The organism is Pedobacter jamesrossensis, from assembly GCF_042650905.1.
GTDB lineage: Bacteria > Bacteroidota > Bacteroidia > Sphingobacteriales > Sphingobacteriaceae > Pedobacter > Pedobacter jamesrossensis.
In genome coordinates, this window is the sequence record NZ_JBHSBY010000120.1 from 1 (window position 1) to 24,564 (window position 24,564).

Below are 24,564 nucleotides of genomic sequence, written 5' to 3' on the forward strand. Positions count from 1 at the left end.
TTCAAAATTGGTAATGGTTACGCCGTGTGCTTTACCGGATGAAGCGTGGATAAATTTAATGCCGTCATCACCAATCGAATAAATAATACCAACATGCCCAATTCTTCTAACTTTAGAATTACTTCCGGTAAACAATAAAACATCGCCAACCTTAGCGTTTTCTAAACTGGTTTCTTTACCTGTTGAACTAAATTCTCTTGATGAACGAGGAACTTTAAAACCGAAATTACTAAAAACATAACTTACAAAACCAGAACAATCGAAACCTATTTTAGGGTTACTTGTAGCATAACGATAACGAATGCCAAGCATACTTTTTGCAAAATCGATAAGCGTTTCTGAGCTTGTATTATCTGATCTTTTTACCGATTCCTCAGCCTTTTTAGGAAGATTTGCAACCAGCTTTTTAACCATTTCCTGATATTCGGCAGGTATGGTAGATTGTGCTTTTCCTGCAGTTGCAGACAAAATGAAAAACGAAATTACGACTAATATTTTCTTCATATGTTGACACCAAAGGTATGAAAAATATTTTAAGGGTATTAAAATGTTGAAAATGAGCATTAAATATAAAAACCCCAACATAACATTGGGGCTTAAAAATTACTCGACTTATGATTAATTCAATGCTTGGGAACATTGTTTGTGCTTTTTCTCCAATTAATGGCGTTTGTTTTTTCTCTCCATTAAAGGCACCAATTAAACCAATAATCCAAATAATAAAAAGCACTTTAACATTAAATACTAGAAAACATGGTTTGTGCTTTTTCCCCCATAAATGGAATTGGCTTTTTCTCTCCGTTAATTGCTCCAATTAAACCAATAATCCAAAGGATTAAAAAGCCTAGTTGTACAACTCTTAAAAGGTAGATAATAGAGAAAACTTCAAATGAAACCAATAAAATACCGAATAAAATAGAAAGTCCCCAGCTAATTACTGTTGTAGCTATATGAAATAATAACGTTTGTCTAAGCTGGTAACGAGCTAAGTCTGTCTTGTTATCTTTATACATAGCAAAATAGGCGATTAACCAGCCTATAAACCAGAAATAACTTACAATTGCAGCTGTCTTGCCGTTGTCTGCCGGGGTTGGATTTGTTTGAAAAGGGTTGTTTGTTTCCATAGAGTTTGTTTTAGTTTATTGATTACCAATACTCTAAATAACAAATAATTTGACTAAAATCAATGGTTTTTATTTTATGGAGTGGAAACCGCTACTGGTAATACCTTTCCGTTAAAAAATTTATGCGCCGTTTTAGCAAAGTCAGCCACATATTTTCCCATTTCAAACGCCATAACCGGACTTTGATAACCTGGAAAAGCTGTTTCTAACATTTCCGTTTGTGCTGAACCTAAAGCCAAACAATTAACTTTAATACCCGTTTCTGCTAATTCAAAAGCCAGGCATTCTGTTAATGTATGTAATGCAGCTTTACTAGCCGAATATGCGGCCAAACCTGGGAACTTAACACTTCCCTGAAAGCCACCCATGCTACCTATATTAACAATATGAGCCCCACTCTTCATTAATGGTAATGTGTTTTGTATCATTCTGAAATGAGAGATAACATTACTTTGGAGCATTTCGCCTAAATCTTCTTCAGTAGTTTCTAAAAAAGGTTTATTTATTAAAGCACCTGCATTATTTATCAGAATATCAATAGTATATAAACGTTCTTTTAAAAAAGGAATTAAAGCTGCGTAATCATCATTTACAATATCAAATTCTACAGGTAAAAGTGTACAATCGGGATTAATGCTTTTAGCAATTTCTAAAAGCTTGCGTAATTTGTCTGCCGAGCGGGCAATAGCTACAATTGTATTGTTGTTATGTAAACTAAGTTCCAAAGCTGTTTCGAAACCTATTCCGCTACTAGCACCTGTAATTATAATATTCATTTTTAATTCTTTTAAATAGATTCTTGTGGCCGAATCTTTTGGCAAATTTACTATTCTGATATTAATTGACTAACAGGATTTTTGATTACATGCAAACCATCGTTAATCAATTTTGTATGTTCAGCTTCTCTTCCAGCTTTAATCTCCAGATATACAAGTAGTTCTTTTTCTAGTTGATGGTAGATTTTTTTGTGATAAACAAGTTCTAAAATTTCTAGTGCACAAAGCCAATCCTGTCTGTGATTTGTTTTCAGCTTTTCAAAAATACTGGTAAGCTTATCAATATTGTTTCCACTCTCTCTTATCGTTCTAACCTCTTCATACAAATTATGCAGTTTCAGTGTTTTCTCATCATAAACAATTTTATGCGTTTTTGCCTCGCTTATCAAAGTAATTTCTTCATAAGCATCTTTATCTGCCGCACCATTAAATACAGAAATAATTTCTGCTCCAACAGCCATATCATAAATGCCCCATTCGGGTTTAAATAATATATTGCCATTGCTCTCTGTAACGGTACAATCGCTAAAAGTAATTAAAATGGCTTTTCCGCTTTCTCTTAAAATATTTTCTAGTTTACCGTCAACTTTAATTCCGCTTTCAAAAATCATTTGGGTTCTCCCACCTGCATAATACCCCGAAGTTTTAATTTCTTCGTTTGTATAATCTTCTAATAGTTTTTCAGCATCTTTTAATTTACCAACAGGCGACGAGAATCCATCGGCATGATAATTTTTTCCATGTTTAGGAAGTTGTTTGTTATTAAAGGCTAAAGCAGATGGCCCTGTAGTTTTAATAAAAGTAATATCATCATTTGGGCTTACACCTAAATCTGTAAACACGCCGCTAACTTGTAACCCAGAGCTGTAAACTGCCGTTGCAACATTTTTACAGGCAATTGCTTTCATTATGCTTTCTGTTCCGCCTTTTCTAAAAGCCATAGTGTCTGCAAATTCTTCCAAAACATCAATTAGATTCTGAAATGTAGCGGTTACAAAAAGCTGCGGTTGAGTTTTAGTTATATCGTAAGCATAGTTAATGGTGTCTTTATTGTACCAAAGCTTTTTCACTTCAGTATTCATACAACTTGCACTTTCCCCAATAGAAGAGAGCAGGCCGGCACCATAAATTTTTGGTTCTTCAAGCGAACCAATTAATCCATATTCTACTGTCCACCAGTGTAAACGACCAAGTAAAGCCATTTCTGATGGTTCGCCCATATTTTCGTTTATGTAACGAAGTTCTTTCTCTGCCTTGGCAATATCATATTCATTTGTATCGACCGCTTCTTTTAATATAGAAAGTTTTCTAATGGCTTCATAAAGCTCAAAATCTTTCGCCGAAAACATAGCTTTTGCCCCAATTGAACCAAAATAGCTTAAATAATTATTGTAATCGGTATCTGCAATAATTGGTGCATGGCCAGCACTTTCATGAATAATATCTGGGGCTGGAGTATATTCGATATGGTTAATTTGGCGAATATCAGCCGCTATAACCAATACGCGATAAGCCTGATATTCCATAAAAGCAGCTGGCGGAATAAAACCATCTACGGTAACGGCACCCCAACCAATTTTGCCCAAATTATTATTCATTGTTTGCAAATCGGGGATGTGTTCGATGCTTAAGCCAGCTCGCTGCAAACCTTTTATGTACGGGTAATAAGCAACATTTTTAAGGTAACTGTAATTCTGTCGCATTACATAACGCCAAACAGCCTGGTCTATTGGTGTGTATTTCTCGTAATTCTGATCTACAATAAATTGCTTTAAATGGTTAGGCAATTTTGCCACTTGCGCATTATTAAAGTCATTAAAATGGCTCATAGGTTATGAAAATAAGTTGGTTGGCAACTAAGTTAGTGTGTTGGTTTTAAGTAAGCAAGAAAGTGCAGGCTTAAATTAACCGCACCTATTAATAAAGGTTTTTTGGAAACAAATGTTTGGTTAAATGGCATTATTTAAAATTTTATTCCGAATGATTTGAAAATGTTTGGCAGTATTTCTTTTGAAAATACAGCCACGCTGTTCGCTAAATTTTTTGGCTGTTCTTTCGCTTCTCTCAAAAAAGCCAAAAAGATACCGCTGCCATCCTGTTTGTAAAACTCAGGTTTGTGCAAATTTGCTGGTTTTTTTGCAATTGACCGATAATGGAATTACAAACTTAGCCACCTAAACCCGATTGGTGTGGAAATATCTCGATTTATCGGGAATTGAAACGAAAGCGGGACTATTATAACCTAAAAGCCTAGTAATTTGCTTTTCGAATAATTTAATGCTTTTTATCGCCTATTTTTTTAACACTGAAAGTAAAGTAATGTTGATATATGTAGCTAAAAAGGGCCATTAAAATAGAAACAGCAATTCTAGAAAGCATTGCAAGGGTTGGATAATCTCTTAAAAGCTCGAGAAGGAATTTTAATAATACGTAGTTGGCGAGGATGTTAATTACCTGAAGATTTAAAAATCTAAATAGTTGAACTCTGCCTTTAATTTTGCTGTGCGTAAATATTACGTATTTATTTAGCACGAAGCTGGTAGGAATGGCAACAAGATAATCGACAAACAATGATGCTGTTTCCCGTTGAACTACAATTAGACCAAAATTTATTTCCTCTGTTTTGAAAATAAAAAAGTAGGCAAAATAGTAGCTTAGTATACCCAACAACAAGGTTCCGCCGCCGGTTGCCAAATATCTGAAGTTGTGTAAAGAAATATGTTTTTTAAACGGAGGGTGAAAAAAATCTATTATTGCTAATATTAATTTGCGCATTATTTGTACCTAAGCCTGCAAAGGTAATTTTTTTTAAATATTTAGAAAACAAAAAAGTCCTGGTTTTAAAACCAGGACTTAAAATGTATTAATTAACTGTTTGTAGCTTTATGTGCAGGATCTGGATGAACCATGCCTTCCATCGCCTTGTCTAAATTTAGATCTAAGCCTTTTGCAATGCCTAAGCCTAAATTCATGTCGGCTCTAAACCAATGGCAAAGCTGACGGTTAACAATTTCATCTTTTTTAGGACCGTTAATGCCGCCCATTGCACCGACAATATTTGCAATGGTGTTCTTTTTAGCCTCTGGGTCCATTAAACGGAAAAGATTTCCTGGTTGTGTATAATGGTCATTTTCACCTTCTGCGTTTCTGTCATATTGGTCAGCCATAAGCGAATCTAAAGGCCAGGCTGGTTGTTTATAACTTTCGTCAACTTCAATATCATCAAAGCTGTTAGGGAAATAATTTGGGTTAGAACCGCCGTTTCCATTTACAGCCATTAAGCCATCGCGTTGGTAGTTATTTGTCATAAACGGACAGCGATTTACTGGGATTTGTTCGTAATTACCACCCAAGCGGTAACGTTGTGCATCCGGGTAAGATAAAATACGACCTTGCAACATTTTATCTGGCGAATAATAAATACCATCTACTACGTGTGCGGGTGCAAATGCTGCTTGTTCTACATGAGCATAATAATTATCTGGGTTTTCATTTAGTTCCAATTCACCAACTTCAATTAGAGGATAGTCGCCATGCGGCCAAACTTTAGTTAAATCGAAAGGATTTAAGTGATAAGTTTTAGCATCTTCAAAAGGCATAATTTGAACTTTTAAAGTCCATTTTGGAAATTCGCCTCTTTCTATCGATTCAAATAAATCACGTTGAGAATGGTCTGGGTCTTGAGATTTCATGTCCACTGCTTCATCATTAGTGAAATTCTGAATGCCTTGCTTTGTTTTGAAGTGGAATTTTACATAGAAACGTTCGTCTTTATCGTTGTAAAAAGAGAAAGTGTGGCTACCAAAACCATCCATGTGGCGATAAGAAAATGGCGTGCCTCTATCGCTCATTAAAATTAAAACCTGATGTAAGCTTTCAGGATTTAAGCTCCAGAAATCCCACATCATAGTTGGGCTTTTCATATTAGTTTGCGGATCTCTCTTTTGGGTATGAATAAAATCGCCAAATTTTTTAGGGTCTTTTACAAAGAAAACTGGTGTATTATTTCCAACCAAATCCCAGTTACCGTCTTCGGTATAAAATTTTAAAGCAAAGCCGCGTGGGTCACGCTCGCTATCTGCCGAACCTTTTTCGCCGCCGACTGTAGAAAAGCGTAAAAAAGTTTTGGTTTGTTTACCAATTTCAGAGAAAAGTTTTGCTTTTGTATATTTTGTTATATCGTGTGTAACGGTAAAAGTGCCATAAGCGCCAGAACCTTTAGCATGTACAACTCTTTCTGGAATGCGCTCACGATTAAAATGAGCCATTTTTTCATGTAGAATGAAATCCTGAATTAATATTGGGCCACGTGGGCCGGCTGTCATACTATCCTCATTACTTGCATACGGTATGCCCGATGCTGAAGTAAGTTTTTTCTTTTCGCTCATAGTTTATGTTTTTGCTAATATAAAATTGAGGTTATTTAACCGCTAAAGCAAACTGTTATTATCTATCGCAACATAGATAATATTGATATGTTTTATTAAAAAATTGAATTAACTAAATTTAATAAATTTTAATGATTGTTGGTGTAAAAAGTAGGTTGCGAAACATAATCTATTACTGCACACCAAGTGTACGATGGGTGAGGTTGGATGCTTACTCCAACTGTATTCAGTTTGTATTTTTGGTCGAGTAGGTTAAATCTATGGCCAAGCGATGGAACACCACAATCTAATAACAAATGGCACACAATATCCAAGCTATTAGAATAGCCAAAATCTATATTCTCGCTCATAGCTTTATTTGGGAATTCTTTAGCCAGGCGTTTTGAAAACTTATCGCCATTACTGCTCTGATGGGTATCTAAATTATTTCTGCTCAAATCTAGCGCATGGTTACGGCTCAATGCGGTTAATTTCTCATCAGGATAAAACATAGAAAGATTTTTTACACCTGTAACATGTTTTAGGAGAGAAAGATAATAAGAGTTGTTCCGTGCGATTTTTAAATCATTATAATTCCTGTATTTTCTAACTTTTGCATTGTAATTATTAATGTAATCTTCTAAAAAAGTGTAATAAAATTTTTCGCCATCAAGGCGGATGAGGTTCATGTAGAGCACAATATTTTTCTCTTCATTGGTTAAATAATCTGCATTTGCTGCAGTATTTGCTTTATTAAATTCTGCATCAGTCCAATTTTGAGCAAAAGCATTGGCTCTGATTACCAGTATAAAAAACAAACAAATAATTGTGCGAAACATATAGGGTTTTGATGAATAACGCCTTTTAAAATTATTTATTTTGATGGCTTATGCTTTTAAATTGACATAGGTTTTGGTAAGCAATTAGTTACAGCTTTTAAATGATTGTAAAAAAGTATTATTTGTAATTTAGCATTATATGTCATCCATGAAAAAACTAATTATTGTGTTTTGCTTTTTATTGATTTCAATTTCCTTGAAAGCACAAATCGATACGGCAAACTTTAGAACTATTTTTAATAAGGTTAAAAAGGAATATGCACCAGATAAACGTTCGGTTTATTTCAATACGCAGTATAAAGCTGACACTATTTTTGTAGAAAGCACATCAACCGAAGCTTTGAATGCTTTAGATAAACAAGCAAAAGAAGTTGCAGGCTTTATAAAGGTAAGTTCGTTGTTGCCTGCTAAAAACTTAAATGAATTTGAGTATGGTTTAGCAAATCTTTCTGTTTGCAACAATCGGGCTGCACCACAAAATGCTGCTGAAATGATGACTCAAATGATTTTAGGAACACCTGTTGAGGTTTTGAAGAAACAAGGCGGTTTTTATTTGGTACGTACACCCGACGGTTACTTATCTTATACCGATGGAACTGCTGTAAGCCTGATGAAAAAGAGTGATTTTGAGACCTGGAAGAAATCAAAAAGAATAATTTTTACACAAGATTTTGGTCATGCTTTTAGCAAAGCTGATGTAAATTCTACCAGAGTTTCTGATTTAGTTAAAGGTAATATTTTAGTTTTAACCAGCGAGGAAAAGACTTTCTATAAAGTTAGTTTTCCTGATAAGAGAATTGGTTATATAAAAAAAACTGATGCAAAATTATTTTCCGAATGGCAAAAAAGACCAAATCCGAATGCAGAAGCAATTCTTACTACGGCTAAAACATTAATTGGTGTTCCGTACTTATGGGGAGGGACTTCAATAAAAGGGGTTGATTGTAGTGGTTTTACCAAAACAAGCTATTTTTTAAATGGAATTGTAATTCCAAGGGATGCTTCACAGCAAGCTTTGGCAGGTTTAGATGTGGATGTACTTGAAAGCGACTCTACCAGCCTTGATAAGTGTTTGAAAAACCTAAAAGCAGGTGATTTACTTTTCTTTGCTGCAGCCAAACTTCGTGGAACAATTGGTGGGAGAGTAACACATACGGCGATTTATATGGGTAATGGAGAATTTATTCAATCGGCAGGAATGGTTAAAATTAGTAGTTTGTTACCAACCGCACCTAACTATGATGAACGTGAATTTAAAACTTTAGTAAGTGCAAAAAGGTACTTAACTGAAATTGGTAAACCAGAAATTACCAGAGTGGATAAACATGATTGGTATGGGAAGTAAAGTATAGGTATGTCATTCTGAGGGTTAATTTATTTCATAAAAATCAATATAAATGACTTTGTATAATAGAATTAGCCATTTAAGAGAAGTGTAAGACTACTTAAGCTTAGATTTCCTTAGATGCCTAAGATGGTTTAAAACATCAGTTTATATAACTTCATTGATAGCTTGTCGAAGAACAACGACGCATTTCGACAAGCTCAATGTGACAATTATCTACAAAAACATACCTCCAGAAGCTTCAATGCGTTGTGCATTAATCCATTTTGATTCTTCGGTGCATAAAAACGCTACGACAGGGCCAATATCATCTGGCAAACCTACTCTGCCTAATGCCGTTTGAGAAGCAATACCTTTATTCATTTGCTCATTATCACGAACAACACCACCTCCAAAATCAGTTTCAATGGCACCTGGAGCAACAATGTTTACATTAATTCCTCTAGCGCCCAATTCTTTAGCCTGATATTTTGTTAGCGTTTCCATAGCACCTTTCATCGATGCATAAGCCGCATAACCAGGTAATGCAAAACGAGCCAAGCCTGTTGATACATTTACAATACCGCCACCATCATTTAAAATAGCTAATGCTTTTTGTGTTAAAAAGAAGGCGCCCTTAAATTGTATATTTACTAAGGTATCGAATTGTTCTTCGGTAGTTTCTGCGTATGGAACATGAATTCCAATACCAGCGTTATTTACCAGATAGTCGAATTTTTCTGCATTGAAAACTGATTTTAGAACCGATTTAACTTCAATAAAAAAAGTATCGAAAGTTTTACTATCGGCAACATCTAACTGTAGAGCAGCAGCATTAACACCAAGTTCTTTAAGTTCTTTTACGGTTTCATCAGCATCAGCCTTCTTCGATTGATAAGTTAGAATTACATCTAAACCTTTTTTTGCTAAATGTATGGCTGCATTTTTACCCAATCCTCGGCTGCCACCAGTTACGAGTACAATTTTATTCTGTTTTTCCATTTTCTTTTAATTTGATAAACAAAGTTAAACGGAAACTTGCTGTAAAAATGGTGAGTAGTTAAGTTAAAATGGTGACAGCTTAAGTTTTATATGGTGACAATTTCCTTATTTGCTAAAGAAGTGAAATATTCTTCGCGATATTGCTTTGGTGTTTTGCCTTCGAAGTGTTTAAAAAACTTAGTAAAGTTTGATGGGTCGTAAGTTAAAATCCTGGCAATTTCAGAAATTGGGGTACTCACGTTTTGCAACATCGATTTAGATATCTCCATCAAGCGTTCTTCAAAAAAATAACAAGGAGAATGACCGGTTGCAGATTTAATTGTGTTACTAAAATGAGTAGGATGTACGTGTAATAGTGAGGCAAAATCCCGCACCTCAAACATTTCTATAGCTCTTCCAGAAACAATATCATCAAGATGCTTATCCAACTCTTTTAAATAATCGGCTGCAATTTCATGTTGGCGAGCAAAGAATTTCTGTGGAATTTTCATCTTTAATATTTTTATAACTTATCAAATATAAAACAGATGATGCCTAAGTGAGCGATTACTTTATTTTTTTACCTCTACCCAACCAAAGTAAACTATTCAAAATCATATTGTTTTGAATTTCATTGTCAAAAGTAAAAGATAGCGTTTTGTTTGTGTTGTCATATTTATGTTGATAATCCATATCGTTATGACCCATATTTACATAAACCATTTTGTAATTTTTATTGCTCCAAACCACCGGGTAATAACCGTTTTTCCAAATCTCATGTTGTTTTGGACCTGTTCCTAAAGGAAAACTTGTAGAATCGATAGCTAATAGAATTTTGATGGCAGAATTTTTTGTTAAATCATTTTGCCAGCGATACCATTCGTTTGGTTGCGATTTAAATGTTGCTGGAAGGTTTTTTGTTACAGGATGCTTTTTGTCTTCGACTCTTAAAATTGCAGAAGTTGGTTGCCAGGTATTGCTGCCATAAGCACCAGAAGCCAAGAAAGTATTATGATACCAATCCCAGTTCATATCATAAGCCGATTTTTCTAATGCAAATGCAGAGAAATGAAAACCCATCCATCCTCCGCCATTTTCCATATATTTTTGAAAGGCAGCTCTCTGTTCGGGTTTTTCTGGTCTGGTATCTAAAAATAATACAACCTGGTATTTTGAAAGAAATTCTGTGTTTAAATTATCCCAGCTAGAGGTCGAATCGTAACTAAAATTATTTTCGGCTGCCATTTTTGGGAAATATTTATTGGCTTCATTTACAAAACTAATGTGCGCCAAATCGCTTTTACCTGTATAAAAAGCAATCACTTTAAATTTGGGCTTTTTTGTCAAAGCTTTGCCAGGGCTTGCTAAAAAGCAAAGTAATAGCAAACATAATATTCTAAAATTTATCGTTTTCATTACATTAAATGAAGATAACTTTTTAGTTCAACCGAAACTATTTTAAGTAGATCTTATTTTTTACTGAAAGGTAAATCAAAAGACCCTTCTGTAACATTTACCGAGGTTTTTATAGAACTATCGTCATTCGGAGCTTTAAAAGCAAAAGTTCCTTTTATTCTATTATTTGCATCGCTGGTAATAACTAAAGTTCCACTTTCTGAAGAAAACGAACCACTCGGTGTTTGGTCTTTTTTATATCCTCCATTTCCATCAGTTTCCAAATTGTAAGTACCAACGCCTTTGTATCCAACAATTCCAAATGCCATATGCTTTTCGCCATTTATTGTTAATATGGATAGAACATTTTCAATAGGAGGAAGGTTCACCAAAACGGCCTCGCCAGTAAAACCCATTACAACTCCATCTACTTTGGCCGTTAAATTATTTGTGCCGTTATTTGTTTCAGGAAGTTTAATCGGAACTAAATTTATACTAAATTTCCCTTCGCTAATTGTTTTAGCCGCTGAGGTAACTACATTTTCGCCTTTAAATTCAAAAGTGCCCGTAATTATTTTTTGATCAGTATAGCTCGTAATTTTTATCATTCCAATAGCGTTCGCCATGTAAGATTCTGACGGTCCTGTATTGCTAGAAAGATACGTAGCGATATTATTATCGGCAACACTATAAGTGCCAACGCCTTTAAAATCATTTATCATTAAGCTAAATCCGCTTACTTCCTTAATACCAGAAATTTGAACACTAGTTTGTGTGCCAATATTATAAAATTGAGCGGTTGCTAGTGTACATTCTAATAAAATACCATCAATTTTTGCACTCATTGATGAGGTATTCCATTCAGGATGATAATCGATTACCTTTTTACAAGATTGAGTAAAGAAAAGGCAGATTAATGCCAATGCAAATAATTTGAAAGATACTTTCACGAGCGCAAATTTTTAAGGGTTAATGAATTAGTTCGCTAAGATAAAATAATTTAACAATGCTTCCATCGAAAATTATTTTAAGTTTTTTTAAACTTTTATTTGTCTCCAATAAAAAAGTCGCAAGCTTTACACCTGCGACTTCATATTAAAAATTCAACTTGTTTTCTTTATGGTAAAACAGTTTACGCCAATAAATTCTTCCAGCTCACCGCCTTACCAATAATGTCGCCCAAATCGGCAATGGCAACACGCTCTTGTTCCATGCTATCGCGATGGCGAATCGTTACCGTATTATCTTCTAAACTTTGGTGGTCAATTGTTAAGCAAAAAGGTGTGCCAATAGCATCCTGACGACGGTAACGTTTACCAATAGCATCTTTCTCTTCATAAATACAATTGAAATCAAATTTCAAAGTATCCATAATTTCACGAGCTTTTTCTGGTAAGCCATCTTTCTTCGTTAAAGGGAAAACAGCTACTTTATATGGTGCTAAAGCAGGATGCAAACGTAATAAAGTACGGCTATCCTGTTTATCTTCTGTGCTTAAATCTTGTTCTTCAAACGCATTAATCATGGTTAATAAAAACATACGGTCTAAACCAATTGAAGTTTCAATTACGTAAGGAACATAGTTTCCGTAAGGTTTGCCATCTTCATTTAAATCGTTATCGAAATATTGTAATTTTTTGCCCGAATATTCCTGATGTTGTGTTAAATCGAAATCTGTACGACTGTGAATACCTTCAACTTCTTTAAATCCGAATGGGAATTCGAATTCAATATCTGTTGCTGCATTAGCATAATGTGCTAATTTAACGTGGTCATGGTAACGATATTTTTCAGGTGAAGTACCTAAAGCCATGTGCCATTTCAAACGAGCTTCTTTCCAGTACTCAAACCATTTTTTATCTTCACCCGGGCGAACGAAAAATTGCATTTCCATTTGTTCAAATTCACGCATACGCATAATAAACTGGCGGGCAATTACCTCATTTCTAAAAGCCTTACCAATCTGTGCAATACCGAAAGGAATTTTCATTCTTCCCGATTTTTGTACGTTTAAAAAGTTAACGAAAATACCCTGCGCTGTTTCCGGACGAAGATAAACCTCATCACTGCCTTCTGCCATGGCGCCAAATTGTGTGCTAAACATTAGGTTAAACTGGCGAACATCAGTCCAGTTCGAAGTTTTAGAAATTGGGCAAATTACTTTATAATCAACAATTAAGTCTTTCAGTTGTGCTAAGTTTTCAGATTTTAAAGCCAGGTTCATTTCAACCTCAAGTGCTAAACCTTTTTTAACAAATTTCCAGCTCGGCTCATCAACGAAAGCATATTTAGTGTTATCTAAAATTGTCATTTCATCTTTAAAATTTGGCACCCAAGCTGCTTGTCCTTCATCACTTAATCCTAATATTTCTTGTTGAAACTCTTCAAAATTAGCTTTGTTTTCTGCAGAGAAGTTGGCTAATTCAGAATAAAGCTCATCAATTTTATTCTCTAATAACTGGTCGGCACGGTAACGTTTTTTCGAATCTTTATTGTCAATCATCGGGTCGTTAAAACCATCAACGTGTCCGCTTGCTTTCCAAACCTTTGGGTGCATAAAAATCGCAGAATCAATCCCTACAATGTTTTCATGCATTTGTACCATGGCTTTCCACCAGTACGATTTAATATTATTTTTCAACTCGGCCCCTAACTGGCCGTAATCGTAAACGGCACTTAAGCCATCATATATTTCGCTGCTTTGAAACACAAAACCGTATTCTTTAGCGTGTGATATTACATTTTTAAATTGTTCGTCGTTATTCTTTTGAGCCATAATGGAGGCAAAGATAATAAAAAGGTGGAGGGTTTAAAGGTATAAGGTTGAAGGTTTTTGAGCAGGGTTTAGATGTATTAGATTTTGGACTAAGCGCAATGAGCTGAGATGTTCTTATATTCCTTAAATGGTTCAATTTTTTTGAAAAGGTTAAGCAGTAATTCTTCGGTTTAAAAAGTCCCGCTGTACGCTTTACTTCGTTGCACTCCGTGTTCGCTGCCATCGGGTTTAGATTGCAAAAACAGAATCGCTTTTTTAGCACTTGTAACCCATTTTCCAAATCACATCTTACATCTTCCATTTTTTCCTATTTTTGACCCATGAAATTTTATCATTTACTTTTTCTCGGTGTAATTGTAGCTTTTAGTTCATGCAAACAGGAAGAAAAAGTTCATCATTATATTAAATTCAATAAGACTGGAGAACTGTATCAGTTTTTAAAGTGGTCGCCAGATAATCGTTTTCCGTTAATCAGTGCCCATCGAGGCGGTCCAATGCCTGGTTTTCCTGAAAACTGCATCGAAACTTTCGATAATGCCACAACCTATAACCCAATGGTTATCGAATTTGATATTGCTTACAGTAAAGATTCGGTAATGGTTATCATGCACGATGATAAATTAGATAGAACTTCAACAGGAAAAGGTGCAATTGGAAATTACACTTACGAAGAATTAAAAGCTTTCAATTTAAAAGATGGTGATGGAAAGGAAACCAAATTCAAAATACCAACATTGGATAGCGTTTTAAACTGGAGCAAAGGCAAAGTTTTGCTTACCATCGATTTAAAAAAAGGTGTTTCTTACGCAAAAGTGATTGAAAAGGTAAAGGAATATAAAGTAGAGAGTAATTCGATTATAATTACTTACACCGCAAATCAGGCACAAGAAGTTCATCAACTGGCACCAGATTTAATGATTTCGGCGTCAGTACAAAAGAAAGCCGAATTAAAAAGATTAAACAGTTTAGGGATTCCAAATGATAGAATAGTTGCCTTCGTGGGCGTTTCAGCACCCGATAAAGATTTATACGATTATCTACATGCTAAAGGAATTACAACCATTTTAGGCACAATGGGCAATATAGATAAAAGCTCAATTGCGAGTCCGGCTAGAAATATTTACTATCATTTGGTAAATAATGGTGCAGATATTTTATCATCAGATAATATAGGTCAGGCAGCAGAGCAATTAGATAAATTTAGGTATAATAAGAAGATAACTTCAGAATATATAAATTAGATTGCTTTGTGCCTCACAATGACGGTCGACTTAAAAAACTTTGCGCAAAACTTAGTGTTCTTTGCGGTTAATAAAACGGTATGAGTATTTCAGTTAAAAACCTATCTAAACATTACGATAAGCAAAAGGCAGTCGACTCGATTAGTTTCGAGGCTAAGGCTGGCCGCATTTTAGGTTTTCTTGGCCCAAATGGAGCAGGGAAATCGACAACTATGCGTATGCTTACCGGTTATTTAGAGCCAACTTCTGGTGGTGCAGAAATCTCAAACTACAATATTTTAACTCAAGCCATCGAGGCAAAAAAACACATTGGTTACTTGCCAGAAAACACACCGCTTTATACTGATATGTATGTAAAAGAATTTTTAAACTTCGTAGGGCAAACTTACGAGCTTAAAAATCTTTCCAACCGAATTGATGAAGTGATTAAAATGGTTGGCTTAGCCCCCGAACAACATAAAAAAATTGGGATGCTCTCTAAAGGCTATCGCCAAAGGGTTGGTTTGGCTCAGGCCATTATTCATAATCCTGATGTTTTAATTTTAGATGAACCGACTTCGGGTTTAGATCCAAATCAATTAGTTGATATCAGAGCTCTGATTAAAGAGTTGGGTAAAAACAAAACGGTTGTAATTTCTACACATATTATGCAAGAGGTAGAAGCCATTTGCGATGACATCATTATCATTAATAAAGGTAAAATTGTTGCAAATGATTCTCTTGAAGGCATTAAGAAAACTTATAATCAAAGTTCTTTAGAAGATATTTTTAGAAAATTGACTGCTTAATGGTTGTGCCGAATAGCTTATGCCTCTTAAAATGAATCTATATACGTCAATATTTAGTTAACTTCGGCTTTTAATAATCGTATGTACGCAGTATTTAAACGCGAATTATTTAGTTTTTTAAGTTCAATGGTTGCTTATATAACCATTGGCGTTTTTTTATCTGTTTCTGGTTTATTACTTTGGTTTTTTCCAGATACATCAGTATTCGATTACGGCTACGCAGAACTTAATGGTTTCTTTAGCCTAGTTCCATATCTTTTTATGTTTTTGATTCCGGCAATTACCATGCGTTCTTTTGCCGAAGAAAAAAGAGAAGGTACTTATGAACTTTTAATTACCAAGCCGATTACGTTATGGCAAATTGTAGTTGCAAAATATTTAGCTTGTCTATTATTGGTTCTTTTCGCTTTAATACCAACATTAATTTATTACTATTCTATTTCGAAATTGGGTTTTCCCGAAGGTAATATAGATTCTGGAGCAGTAATTGGTTCTTACCTTGGTTTATTTTTACTAGGTTCGGCTTTTACTTCAATAGGGATATTTGCCTCCGCTTTAACTAAAAATCAGGTCGTTGCGTTTGCAATTTCAGCTGCATTATGCGCATTTTCATTTTTAGGTTTCGATTATACAAGTCAGCTTTTTTCGATGCAGAATTTTGAGACCACAATATCGGCTATTGGTATCAATCAGCACTATAAGTCTATCAGCCGGGGCGTTTTAGATACACGCGATTTAATCTATTTTATTAGTTTTTCTACCTTGTTTTTATTGTTTACGAAGATTGCAACGGGAGGGAAGAAATAATGAAAAGTAATCGTAAATGGATAAACTTTGGTTTAGTTGTATTGGCTTTAGTTTTATTAAATATCGGTGGGCAATACATTTTTCACCGTTTTGATTTTACTGCCGATAAACGTTTCACATTAAGTGATAAAACTAAAACGCTACTTAACAGAACAGAAAAACCCATAATTATAACTGTATTTTTAAATGGAGAATTACCAGCCGCATTTAAGCGTTTACAATCATCAGTTAAAGATTTATTAACAGATTACAGAGCTTATTCCAAAGCAAACTTAAAAGTTGTTTTTATCGATCCGCTCGCTGGTTTTAATTCGGCAGATCAGGATACGGTAATAAACAATTTATATCAGCAAGGAATAGAAGCTACCAATTTAAGTGTCAAAACAGAAAGTGGTTTAACACAAAAACTGGTATTTCCTATGGCAATGATTGAAAGTGATGGCAAGCAAATGCCTGTTAAACTTTTTCAAAACCTGGATGCTGGCGGAAGTTATGAAGATAATATTAACCGTTCCATTGAAAATTTAGAGTACATATTTACATCTGGTATTAAGAAAGTGATTAGCGGGAGTAATCCTCGAATTGGATTTTCAGAATCGAATGGCGAACCTGCTGATTTAGAACTTTACGATGCCATGCATACACTTGCAAACAGCTACGAAGTTGGGCGGGTAAACTTAAATACAATTGATAAAGCTGGGCTTGATAAGTTAAAAATGCTAATTATTGTAAAGCCTCAAGCTCAATTTACAGAAGCCGAAAAGTATAAAATAAATTATTTTGTAATGAATGGCGGACGAGTACTTTGGAGTATCGACCAGATTTCTGCAGAATTAGATAGTTTGAGAGGAAAAGGCAGTCAAATGGTTCTTAACAGAAACCTGAACCTCGAGGATATGCTTTTTATGTATGGCGCCAGAATTAATTATAATGTAATCGCCGATAAAAATAGTGCAGATATTCCTGTTTCAACAGGTAACGTTGGTGGTCAGCCGCAAATTCAATTGGTGCCCTGGTTGTATTATCCGATTTTGTTACCCGATGCCTCGGCAAGTTTAGTTAAGAATCTCGATGGAATTAAAGCCGAATTTCCAAGTACTGTTGATACAATTGGTTCGAAAGGTGTTAAGAAAACTTACATTTTAACCACATCAGCTTTTAACAAAGTATTCAATGTTCCTAAACTATTCTCTTTACAGATGGTTGCAGAACAACCAGATCCTAAAACATTTCAAAATCCATTACAAAGTGCAGGTGTATTATTAGAGGGTAATTTTCCTTCTGTTTTTGCTGGAAGACCACTGCCTAAAGAAATTCAAAGGGCTTATACTGATGCTATAGCAAGTAAACCTTCTAAAATGGTTGTAATTGGTGATGGTGATATTTTTAAAAATCAAATTGTTGCTAAAGATAATTCGCCACTGCCCTTAGGTTTTGATAGATATACACAGCGTACTTACGGAAATAAAGCACTACTTTTAAATATTGTTGATTATTTTACAGACGATGATAATTTAATTGTATTAAGGAACAAAGAAGTTAAAATCAGATTGCTTGATAAAGCAAAAATTAAACTGGAAAAAACAAAATGGCAAATAATAAATATTATTGCGCCATTATTATTGTTAATATTTTTTGCAATTTTTCAACATTATTACCGCAAGTACAAGTACGCTAAATAATTTTTATATTTTTGAAGAAGACTAATTGATATCATGAGATTTATAGTATCCACATCAACTTTATTAAAACACCTGCAAACTGTTAATGGTGCATCTAGCAGCAGTACGGTTTTACCTATATTAGAAAATTTTCTTTTTGAAATTAAAGACGGTAATCTAACCATCTCTGCTACTGATTTACAAACCAGTATGACAACTGCGTTGGCCGTAGAATCAAAAGAAGAAGGAAAGGTCGCCGTTCCATCTAAAATTTTATTAGATACACTTAAAACTTTACCAGATCAGCCAATTGCTTTTAATATTGATGATACTACTTTCGCAATCGAAATAAGTGCTGGCGATGGTAAATACAAACTGAGCGGTGAAAATGGAGATGATTTCCCTAAAATTCCCGTTGTAGAAAATGCTTCATCAGTAAACTTACCAGCCTCTGTTTTAACAGAAGCAATTACTAAAACAATATTTGCAGTTAGTAACGATGAATTACGTCCGGCTATGACGGGTGTTTATTGCCAGTTATCACCTCAGCATATAACATTTGTAGCAACTGATGCACATAAATTGGTTCGTTATCGTCGTATGGATAGCAAAGCTGATAAAGCAACTTCATTTATTTTGCCTAAAAAAGCTTTAACACTGTTAAAAGGTGCTTTACCTTCAAACGACATTAACGTATCTGTTGATTATAATGCGACGAGTGCTTTCTTTAAATTCGAAAACATCAACTTAGTGTGTCGTTTAATAGATGAGCGCTATCCTGATTATGAGGCGGTTATCCCTCAGAACAATCCAAATAAATTGGTTATTGATAGAAGTTTGTTTTTAAATACACTTCGTAGAGTAGTTATTTTTGCTAATAAAACAACCCACCAGGTTAGATTAAAAATTAACGGCAGCGAATTAAATATTTCATCAGAAGATTTAGATTTTGCTAACGAAGCACATGAGCGTTTAAGCTGTCAATATGATGGAGAGGACTTAGAAATAGGTTTTAATGCACGTTTCTTAATTGAAATGTTAACCAATTTAAGTGGTGATGAAGTTACTTTAGAGCTTTCTACACCAAACAGAGCTGGTTTATTAATCCCACAAACTAACGATGAAAACGAAGATGTTTTAATGTTGGTTATGCCAGTTATGCTAAATAACAGTTATTAATCTACTAAATTTTTAGTTTTTATAGGAGAATGGCTTGGTTTTTGACCAAGCCATTTTGCTTATTACCAAATACAACTACCTATGAAAATCTTTACGAAACGTGTCTCAAACACCTATGCAGTTTTATTTACAATTTGTATTTTATCGCTATTTTCCTGTAGTAAGAAAAACCCCGATGTAATTGTTCAAGGACAAGCTAAAATTAAAGTTATCAACGCAGTACAAACAGAATTTAAGCAAGATGTTTTTATTGATAATGAAAAATTAACTACAACTTCTTTAGCCTTTGGAGAAACAAGCGATTACGTTAAAATTCCATCGGGAAGCAGAAATTTGACTTATGTAGGCAGTAATAATTTAAATACAGATGCAAATTTAAATTTTACACCATCCTTAACATATAGTACTTTCTTAGTTTCGGATAGAAATGGAAACAGGGAAATTGTAAATTATGAAGATAATCTAAGTATTTCTGATATGACAACTGCCAAAATCAGACTTATTAATTTAACACCTTATTTTACTACTGGCATTAATGTAACCGTACAAGCAGGAGCACAATTTGTAAATGGATTATTGTTTAAAGAGGCCTCAAATTACTTTGCTTTGGATGCAGGTGCGGCACTTCGATATAATGTTGTTGGTTCTGGAAGTGTAAAAAGTATTGCAGCTACAGATTTGCTGCCTGGTAAAATTTATACAATTTGGTTCAGTGGTTTAAGCGCTTCAACGGTAGAAGCTCATCTTATCGAAGATAATTAGAGCCTTAAAATCTATATCTTATTAGAATACAATAACTATCTTTGTTGCCTAGATATATCCACCTTTATGATGTTTAAAGTTGCTTCCTTTTTAAAGTTATCGTTCCTCCTTGCCGGAATTTGTTTAATCGCAGCCTGTGTTAAGAATGATAATTTAATTAAAGGCGATTCGAAGATCCGGTTTTTTAATTATGTTGGAGAACTTTCTCAGGATTTTTACATGAGTGGAATCAGAAGGGCAACAACAACTGGTATAACCTATGGAAATAGCACTGAATATTTAATTTATGAAGGTGATAAAGAATATAATATTTTAGCTAAGAACACTGGAACAACAAAAATTAGTGATTCGCTTAAATACAAATTTGATATTGGTAAAAACTACTCTGTATTTTATTCAAAAGCTTCCGAAACAGACTCTTTGTTAAGGGTTTACGAAGATAATTTAACGCCTGATACTGCTAATTCGCGGTTGTTTTTTATAAATCTTGGCTATACTTTAGGCTCCAAAGTTGTAATAAAAGATAGAACATCGCTTTTAGCAACTTTAGCAAACGGCGAAAATTCTGGTTATGTTGTATTGAAACCAGGCATTAATGCTAAAATTTCTTTAAATCTTGTAGATTCTGCAAGTGTAATCGACACAATATCTCATACCAATTTTTATAAAGGGAAAACCTATACTATCATAATAGATGGCGTAGCTAAAGGAGCAAATAAAGGAAAGCTTAAAGAGCGATTGATTGTCAACAATTAATCAAATTCAATTAATATTTCAGAAACCGCTTTTAATCAAATTGATATTCCTATTTTTGCCCAAAATCAGACACATTGGAATTACTACAACAACTCATAGATTTTATACTGCACATCGATGTTCATTTGGCACAAATCGTTAACGATTACCAAACTTGGACTTACTTAATTTTATTTCTTATCATTTTTGCCGAAACGGGATTAGTTGTTTTACCATTTTTACCTGGTGATTCGCTGCTATTTGCTATGGGTGCCTTAATTGCAGGAGAGCATGAAACAGGCTTAAATATTTGGGTAATGTTGTTGATTTTGATTGTGGCGGCAATTTTAGGTAATACGGTTAATTTTAAATTGGGTAGCGTATTAGGAGCAGGCGTATTTAAGGAAGAAAATAAAATTTTAAAGCTTAAATATTACGAACAGTCGCATGAATTTTTTGAAAAGCATGGTGGTAAAGCGATAATTTTTAGTCGTTTTTTACCAATTTTCAGAACTATCGCTCCATTTGTGGCAGGAATAGCAAAAATGCCTTTTGGCCGTTTTACTTATTTTAATATCATTGGCGGAGTAGCATGGATAGTTGCTTTGCTATTAGGTGGTTATGTTTTAGGACAAATTCCTATCATTAAAAATAACTTTGAATTGGTTATTGTTTTTATTGCAGTTGTAACTTTTGTGCCTGCAATATGGGCAGCTGTAAAGAGTAAAATGCAACCTAAAAAGATAGAAGAAATTATTGAGGGTGAAGATTCTAAATAGAAACAGCTATATCAAAATTAATTTTGAAGACTTGTTGGCGGAATAATATTTTGGATTACGTCCTTCTCGAGAAAACGGAAATCTTAAAGCGATATAAAGTTTAAAATAATCCCTACTAAAGCATTAAGATGCCCAGCCAAGCTGAGCATGACGAGTAATCGCAATGGTAATTATAGCATTGGAATTGATTTTATTGCTTCCGCAATGCTCATTATACCAACTGCAATAATCATTATGCAGATAACTAAAGGCTTTCTTAAAATTAATTTTGAAACTTTGTTGTCGGAATAATATTTTGGATTACATCCTTCCCATGAAAATGAGAATTTTAAAGCGATAGAAAGTTTGAAATAAGGGAATGAATGCTTATGTTTCTGTGAAGACACAGAGGATGGAGCATCATTTTGTTTTGAAACTAAATTTCTCTTCCAAGAATAAGACCTTTCTGATACTTTTTCTCTATATCAACTTCCTCTTTCTTATCTTCTGTATCAGGCTCAATTTTAATCAAATTTTTTAACTCGGGCTGGCCGGCATCAACCCAAGCAGAATACCAGAAAGAACCAATTTCTAATATGGAAGAACGCATTTGCCTTTCTACCATCTTTTCCATTTTATCGTGATAAGCTTTAGAGTAAGCTAAAGAATATTGTTTTAGAACCACATTATTCCGTTCGGAGAAACTATATTTATTATCAGTTGGAAAAGAAGCGGCTAACTGAGCCTCAAAAGTTAAAACCGTATCAACTAAAGTATGGGTATGTTTAATGATTTTCCAGGCCTCTTTTAATGGGTTTTCGATGTAATTTGCTTTACCAACAACGAAGTTGTAATTAGTTGAGAATAATTCGGGTAAACGGCTTTCCCAGAAAGCATGAATACCAACATGGTTGGTTAACTGACCGTTGTGATTGGAAGTGGTGTGCAAAGGCACATGGGCATCTCCGATGTAATGACCTAAATCGGCAGAATATTTTAAAATCTTTACAGAATCTCTGGTTTTAAAAGCCTTTACTAAACTGAAATAAGTTCGTTGGATTTGCCAAGGAACAATGCCATAAATATTCAAATGTTTTTGCCCATACTTTATTACTGCATCATTCCATTTTTCGGGAATACTATCTATACTTTTTTCATAGTTTTCTACATCTAAATAATGTCGGGGAGCTTCTAAAGTATCTGCATATCTTCGTTTATCGGGGTCTACAGCATGTTCGGTAATGTATTTGATGTTCTTTTTATAGAAACCAATCATGCCTGTTGGCAAAGTGAAAACAGCCAGATTATTAATTCTTTGATGGGCAAAGAATCCCCAGGATGTACAAAGAAAAAGTGGGATGATTAACGCAATAATTATCGTTAATCTTTTCATTATTTTAATTAGTTAAGCATTTTCAATCTTTTCAATATCGAGTTTTTTCATCTGCATTACAACATTCATAACTCTTTCGGCTTTTTCTGGGCTTGAAGAAAGCAGATCGGCTATATTTGTTGGAACAATTTGCCACGAAACCCCAAATTTGTCTTTTACCCAGCCACACATACTCTCTGCACCACCATCTTTAGTAAATGTTTCCCAATAATAATCTATCTCATCTTGGGTATCACAACTTATCATAAATGATATGGCTTCATCAAAGTTTAATTTTGGGCCTCCATTAAGTCCCATAAACTTGTTTCCATTAAGTTCGAAAGTAACTACCATTGGAGTAACGTGGGTAATCTTTGAGTTTTTGAATACTGTACAGTAGAAATTTGCCGCTGCCTCAGCTTGTCCGTCAAACAAAAGGCATGTTACAAGTGGTTTTGCCATTTCAATATATTGGTTAGAATTTGATTTATACAAGTTAAGCAAGAATTCTGATTTATTAGAACATGAAAAAGACTTATTTTATGGTTAATCTTTAATTAATTGGAGGAAATAGTTTTTAATAAAGGGCTATTAAAAATGCTAACTGGCGATATTACCTTTTGATTTAAAGGTAAATTGTTGCCATATCTTTCTGCCATTTTTTTCTTTACTGCGATATTATTCAAGTCAAAATTCTTTAACTTTTCTAAGTTGCCAATTTCAATACCTGTTGTTCCCTTATATATTTTCCAAATTAATTCCGAGCAATAAATTTTCTCATCAGACCAATCAAAATAAATATCGTAATGCTTACCCTTAAATTGATTGGTTGCCAGTTTCATTTTTTCAATAATTGAAGTTGATAAAACTTTATTCGCATTTTTTAATCTTTTAATAACATAATGCTTATCTAGGCCTTTATTAATCCAATCTTTTAATGGAGTAAATTTTACTGGCTCCACAGCCTCAAAAACAAAATATTGATTATTAATTTTGAATATAATTCCACAATGACTGTACTTTGAGTGTGTTGCAACTTGTATGGCTTTACTCTGTGTAGAAGTTGAAGTTTGGAAGATTATATCTCCATCTTTAATCTCAATATTTTCTACTAAAAACGAAGCTTGATTGCTTAAATGATAAAAAACTTTAGGAGTGGCTAGATTTAATACAAAGATTATAAAAGTAATTAATATGATTCTAATCATTATACAGTGAAATTATACTCCAAACTGTCCTAAATGATGATCTAAATGTTTGTAAAACATATTGTTCCATTCTGTTTTGGTTAACTTTCCGAAAGAAAGTGATTCTTTGCCATCGAAATGAGTTTCTCCTAATTCTTGTGTTTCATTGATGTAAGCAATTAAACGTGCTTTTTCTTTCTCAAATTCCTTTTCATCGGTAATTAAAAATGCCGGTGCTGTTTGGCTGCTTTTTTTGTATGGCTTCTCACCAACAACTACATTTTTAATAAATGCTTTCAAAATGAGCTTCATAAAAGCATTTGGCTTTGGGTGGATATCATCGTAAACCATTTCGTAACTTACATTACAATGTGCAAGCATTTGCGAAACATTCATTTTGCCCCAAAGTTGATTTGTGGATGGGGTAAGTTTATTTATCCTGCTGATTACTTCGCTGGTTACAGCGGGTTGAAAAATGTTCTTCATGTTTTT

The 24,564-nt window shown here is 34.1% G+C and carries 25 protein-coding genes; 9 read left to right on the forward strand and 16 right to left on the reverse strand.

Annotated features, from left to right (window positions below):
• From ACFOUY_RS12495 to ACFOUY_RS12525, 7 genes are all read right to left on the reverse strand, one after another.
• A partial coding sequence (locus tag ACFOUY_RS12495; protein WP_378961047.1) for a C40 family peptidase occupies positions 1-504 on the reverse strand: 504 nt, incomplete at its 3' end.
• A gap of 233 nt (positions 505-737) precedes the next feature.
• Positions 738-1,124, reverse strand: coding sequence for a DUF4870 domain-containing protein (locus ACFOUY_RS12500; protein ID WP_378961048.1), 387 nt, complete (start codon positions 1,122-1,124; stop codon positions 738-740).
• Positions 1,125-1,198: 74 nt separating this feature from the next.
• Positions 1,199-1,900 (reverse strand): SDR family NAD(P)-dependent oxidoreductase, encoded by a 702-nt coding sequence (locus ACFOUY_RS12505; RefSeq protein WP_378961049.1) that lies wholly within the window; start codon positions 1,898-1,900, stop codon positions 1,199-1,201.
• 50 nt (positions 1,901-1,950) lie between these two features.
• A complete protein-coding gene (locus ACFOUY_RS12510) occupies positions 1,951-3,729 on the reverse strand; it encodes an aromatic amino acid hydroxylase (protein ID WP_378961050.1) in 1,779 nt (592 codons plus the stop codon).
• 445 nt (positions 3,730-4,174) lie between these two features.
• Positions 4,175-4,675 (reverse strand): GtrA family protein, encoded by a 501-nt coding sequence (locus ACFOUY_RS12515; RefSeq protein ID WP_378961051.1) that lies wholly within the window; start codon positions 4,673-4,675, stop codon positions 4,175-4,177.
• A 92-nt stretch (positions 4,676-4,767) separates the two neighbouring features.
• Entirely contained in the window at positions 4,768-6,288 is a 1,521-nt protein-coding gene (locus tag ACFOUY_RS12520; RefSeq protein WP_378961053.1) for a catalase, read from the reverse strand.
• A gap of 128 nt (positions 6,289-6,416) precedes the next feature.
• Positions 6,417-7,106: a CAP domain-containing protein gene (locus tag ACFOUY_RS12525; protein ID WP_378961054.1), complete on the reverse strand. Its 690-nt coding sequence runs from the start codon at positions 7,104-7,106 to the stop codon at positions 6,417-6,419.
• Between the two features lie 148 nt (positions 7,107-7,254).
• Here ACFOUY_RS12525 and ACFOUY_RS12530 point away from each other — a divergent pair, with 148 nt between their 5' ends.
• Complete coding sequence (locus ACFOUY_RS12530) at positions 7,255-8,451, forward strand: C40 family peptidase (RefSeq protein ID WP_378961055.1); 1,197 nt, start codon at positions 7,255-7,257, stop codon at positions 8,449-8,451.
• Between the two features lie 216 nt (positions 8,452-8,667).
• Here the strand turns inward: ACFOUY_RS12530 and ACFOUY_RS12535 are convergent, their stop codons facing one another.
• From ACFOUY_RS12535 to ACFOUY_RS12555, 5 genes are all read right to left on the reverse strand, one after another.
• Positions 8,668-9,432 carry an SDR family oxidoreductase gene (locus ACFOUY_RS12535; RefSeq protein ID WP_378961057.1) on the reverse strand — a complete coding sequence of 255 codons (765 nt, stop codon included), beginning with the start codon at positions 9,430-9,432 and terminating at the stop codon, positions 8,668-8,670.
• 86 nt (positions 9,433-9,518) lie between these two features.
• Positions 9,519-9,923: a helix-turn-helix domain-containing protein gene (locus ACFOUY_RS12540; RefSeq protein WP_378961059.1), complete on the reverse strand. Its 405-nt coding sequence runs from the start codon at positions 9,921-9,923 to the stop codon at positions 9,519-9,521.
• 55 nt (positions 9,924-9,978) lie between these two features.
• Complete coding sequence (locus ACFOUY_RS12545; protein ID WP_378961061.1) at positions 9,979-10,827, reverse strand: ThuA domain-containing protein; 849 nt, start codon at positions 10,825-10,827, stop codon at positions 9,979-9,981.
• A gap of 53 nt (positions 10,828-10,880) precedes the next feature.
• A complete protein-coding gene (locus tag ACFOUY_RS12550; protein WP_378961063.1) occupies positions 10,881-11,756 on the reverse strand; it encodes a DUF6252 family protein in 876 nt (291 codons plus the stop codon).
• Between the two features lie 182 nt (positions 11,757-11,938).
• Positions 11,939-13,582 (reverse strand): glycine--tRNA ligase, encoded by a 1,644-nt coding sequence (locus tag ACFOUY_RS12555; RefSeq protein ID WP_378961065.1) that lies wholly within the window; start codon positions 13,580-13,582, stop codon positions 11,939-11,941.
• A 320-nt stretch (positions 13,583-13,902) separates the two neighbouring features.
• On the opposite strand from ACFOUY_RS12555, the gene ACFOUY_RS12560 reads away from it, so the two are divergent.
• From ACFOUY_RS12560 to ACFOUY_RS12595, 8 genes are all read left to right on the forward strand, one after another.
• Complete coding sequence (locus tag ACFOUY_RS12560; protein ID WP_378961067.1) at positions 13,903-14,823, forward strand: glycerophosphodiester phosphodiesterase family protein; 921 nt, start codon at positions 13,903-13,905, stop codon at positions 14,821-14,823.
• A gap of 80 nt (positions 14,824-14,903) precedes the next feature.
• Positions 14,904-15,611: an ATP-binding cassette domain-containing protein gene (locus ACFOUY_RS12565; protein ID WP_378961069.1), complete on the forward strand. Its 708-nt coding sequence runs from the start codon at positions 14,904-14,906 to the stop codon at positions 15,609-15,611.
• A gap of 81 nt (positions 15,612-15,692) precedes the next feature.
• The gene (gldF, locus tag ACFOUY_RS12570) at positions 15,693-16,418 is read left to right on the forward strand and encodes a gliding motility-associated ABC transporter permease subunit GldF (protein WP_378961071.1); all 726 of its coding nucleotides are present in this window, start codon (positions 15,693-15,695) and stop codon (positions 16,416-16,418) included.
• Positions 16,418-18,100, forward strand: coding sequence for a gliding motility-associated ABC transporter substrate-binding protein GldG (gldG, locus tag ACFOUY_RS12575; RefSeq protein WP_378961073.1), 1,683 nt, complete (start codon positions 16,418-16,420; stop codon positions 18,098-18,100). Before gldF ends, gldG begins: the two co-directional genes overlap by 1 nt.
• Before the next feature lie 33 nt (positions 18,101-18,133).
• Positions 18,134-19,258: a DNA polymerase III subunit beta gene (gene dnaN / locus ACFOUY_RS12580; protein ID WP_378961075.1), complete on the forward strand. Its 1,125-nt coding sequence runs from the start codon at positions 18,134-18,136 to the stop codon at positions 19,256-19,258.
• 81 nt (positions 19,259-19,339) lie between these two features.
• Complete coding sequence (locus ACFOUY_RS12585) at positions 19,340-20,020, forward strand: DUF4397 domain-containing protein (RefSeq protein ID WP_378961077.1); 681 nt, start codon at positions 19,340-19,342, stop codon at positions 20,018-20,020.
• A gap of 66 nt (positions 20,021-20,086) precedes the next feature.
• The gene (locus ACFOUY_RS12590; protein ID WP_378961079.1) at positions 20,087-20,776 is read left to right on the forward strand and encodes a hypothetical protein; all 690 of its coding nucleotides are present in this window, start codon (positions 20,087-20,089) and stop codon (positions 20,774-20,776) included.
• A gap of 74 nt (positions 20,777-20,850) precedes the next feature.
• Positions 20,851-21,534, forward strand: a complete 684-nt coding sequence (locus tag ACFOUY_RS12595) for a DedA family protein (RefSeq protein WP_378961081.1) — start codon at positions 20,851-20,853, stop codon at positions 21,532-21,534.
• 415 nt (positions 21,535-21,949) lie between these two features.
• Here ACFOUY_RS12595 and ACFOUY_RS12600 read toward each other — a convergent pair whose 3' ends face one another.
• The 4 genes from ACFOUY_RS12600 to ACFOUY_RS12615 form a co-directional block, all read right to left on the reverse strand.
• The gene (locus ACFOUY_RS12600) at positions 21,950-22,906 is read right to left on the reverse strand and encodes a zinc dependent phospholipase C family protein (protein ID WP_378961083.1); all 957 of its coding nucleotides are present in this window, start codon (positions 22,904-22,906) and stop codon (positions 21,950-21,952) included.
• 12 nt (positions 22,907-22,918) lie between these two features.
• On the reverse strand, positions 22,919-23,347 hold the full coding sequence (locus tag ACFOUY_RS12605) for a VOC family protein (protein ID WP_378961085.1): 429 nt from the start codon (positions 23,345-23,347) through the stop codon (positions 22,919-22,921).
• Between the two features lie 95 nt (positions 23,348-23,442).
• Positions 23,443-24,093, reverse strand: coding sequence for a YiiX family permuted papain-like enzyme (locus tag ACFOUY_RS12610; RefSeq protein WP_378961087.1), 651 nt, complete (start codon positions 24,091-24,093; stop codon positions 23,443-23,445).
• 12 nt (positions 24,094-24,105) lie between these two features.
• The gene (locus ACFOUY_RS12615; RefSeq protein WP_378961089.1) at positions 24,106-24,558 is read right to left on the reverse strand and encodes a DUF1569 domain-containing protein; all 453 of its coding nucleotides are present in this window, start codon (positions 24,556-24,558) and stop codon (positions 24,106-24,108) included.
• Positions 24,559-24,564: the final 6 nt, after the last annotated feature.

Coding starts and splice junctions, on each gene's coding strand:
- ACFOUY_RS12500 (WP_378961048.1), bottom strand. CDS start 1,124: ATGGAAACAAACAACCCTTTTCAAACAAATCCAACCCCGGCAGACAAC.
- ACFOUY_RS12505 (WP_378961049.1), bottom strand. CDS start 1,900: ATGAATATTATAATTACAGGTGCTAGTAGCGGAATAGGTTTCGAAACA.
- ACFOUY_RS12510 (WP_378961050.1), bottom strand. CDS start 3,729: ATGAGCCATTTTAATGACTTTAATAATGCGCAAGTGGCAAAATTGCCT.
- ACFOUY_RS12515 (WP_378961051.1), bottom strand. CDS start 4,675: ATGCGCAAATTAATATTAGCAATAATAGATTTTTTTCACCCTCCGTTT.
- ACFOUY_RS12520 (WP_378961053.1), bottom strand. CDS start 6,288: ATGAGCGAAAAGAAAAAACTTACTTCAGCATCGGGCATACCGTATGCA.
- ACFOUY_RS12525 (WP_378961054.1), bottom strand. CDS start 7,106: ATGTTTCGCACAATTATTTGTTTGTTTTTTATACTGGTAATCAGAGCC.
- ACFOUY_RS12530 (WP_378961055.1), top strand. CDS start 7,255: ATGAAAAAACTAATTATTGTGTTTTGCTTTTTATTGATTTCAATTTCC.
- ACFOUY_RS12535 (WP_378961057.1), bottom strand. CDS start 9,432: ATGGAAAAACAGAATAAAATTGTACTCGTAACTGGTGGCAGCCGAGGA.
- ACFOUY_RS12540 (WP_378961059.1), bottom strand. CDS start 9,923: ATGAAAATTCCACAGAAATTCTTTGCTCGCCAACATGAAATTGCAGCC.
- ACFOUY_RS12545 (WP_378961061.1), bottom strand. CDS start 10,827: ATGAAAACGATAAATTTTAGAATATTATGTTTGCTATTACTTTGCTTT.
- ACFOUY_RS12555 (WP_378961065.1), bottom strand. CDS start 13,582: ATGGCTCAAAAGAATAACGACGAACAATTTAAAAATGTAATATCACAC.
- ACFOUY_RS12560 (WP_378961067.1), top strand. CDS start 13,903: ATGAAATTTTATCATTTACTTTTTCTCGGTGTAATTGTAGCTTTTAGT.
- ACFOUY_RS12565 (WP_378961069.1), top strand. CDS start 14,904: ATGAGTATTTCAGTTAAAAACCTATCTAAACATTACGATAAGCAAAAG.
- gldF (WP_378961071.1), top strand. CDS start 15,693: ATGTACGCAGTATTTAAACGCGAATTATTTAGTTTTTTAAGTTCAATG.
- gldG (WP_378961073.1), top strand. CDS start 16,418: ATGAAAAGTAATCGTAAATGGATAAACTTTGGTTTAGTTGTATTGGCT.
- dnaN (WP_378961075.1), top strand. CDS start 18,134: ATGAGATTTATAGTATCCACATCAACTTTATTAAAACACCTGCAAACT.
- ACFOUY_RS12585 (WP_378961077.1), top strand. CDS start 19,340: ATGAAAATCTTTACGAAACGTGTCTCAAACACCTATGCAGTTTTATTT.
- ACFOUY_RS12590 (WP_378961079.1), top strand. CDS start 20,087: ATGATGTTTAAAGTTGCTTCCTTTTTAAAGTTATCGTTCCTCCTTGCC.
- ACFOUY_RS12600 (WP_378961083.1), bottom strand. CDS start 22,906: ATGAAAAGATTAACGATAATTATTGCGTTAATCATCCCACTTTTTCTT.
- ACFOUY_RS12605 (WP_378961085.1), bottom strand. CDS start 23,347: ATGGCAAAACCACTTGTAACATGCCTTTTGTTTGACGGACAAGCTGAG.
- ACFOUY_RS12610 (WP_378961087.1), bottom strand. CDS start 24,093: ATGATTAGAATCATATTAATTACTTTTATAATCTTTGTATTAAATCTA.
- ACFOUY_RS12615 (WP_378961089.1), bottom strand. CDS start 24,558: ATGAAGAACATTTTTCAACCCGCTGTAACCAGCGAAGTAATCAGCAGG.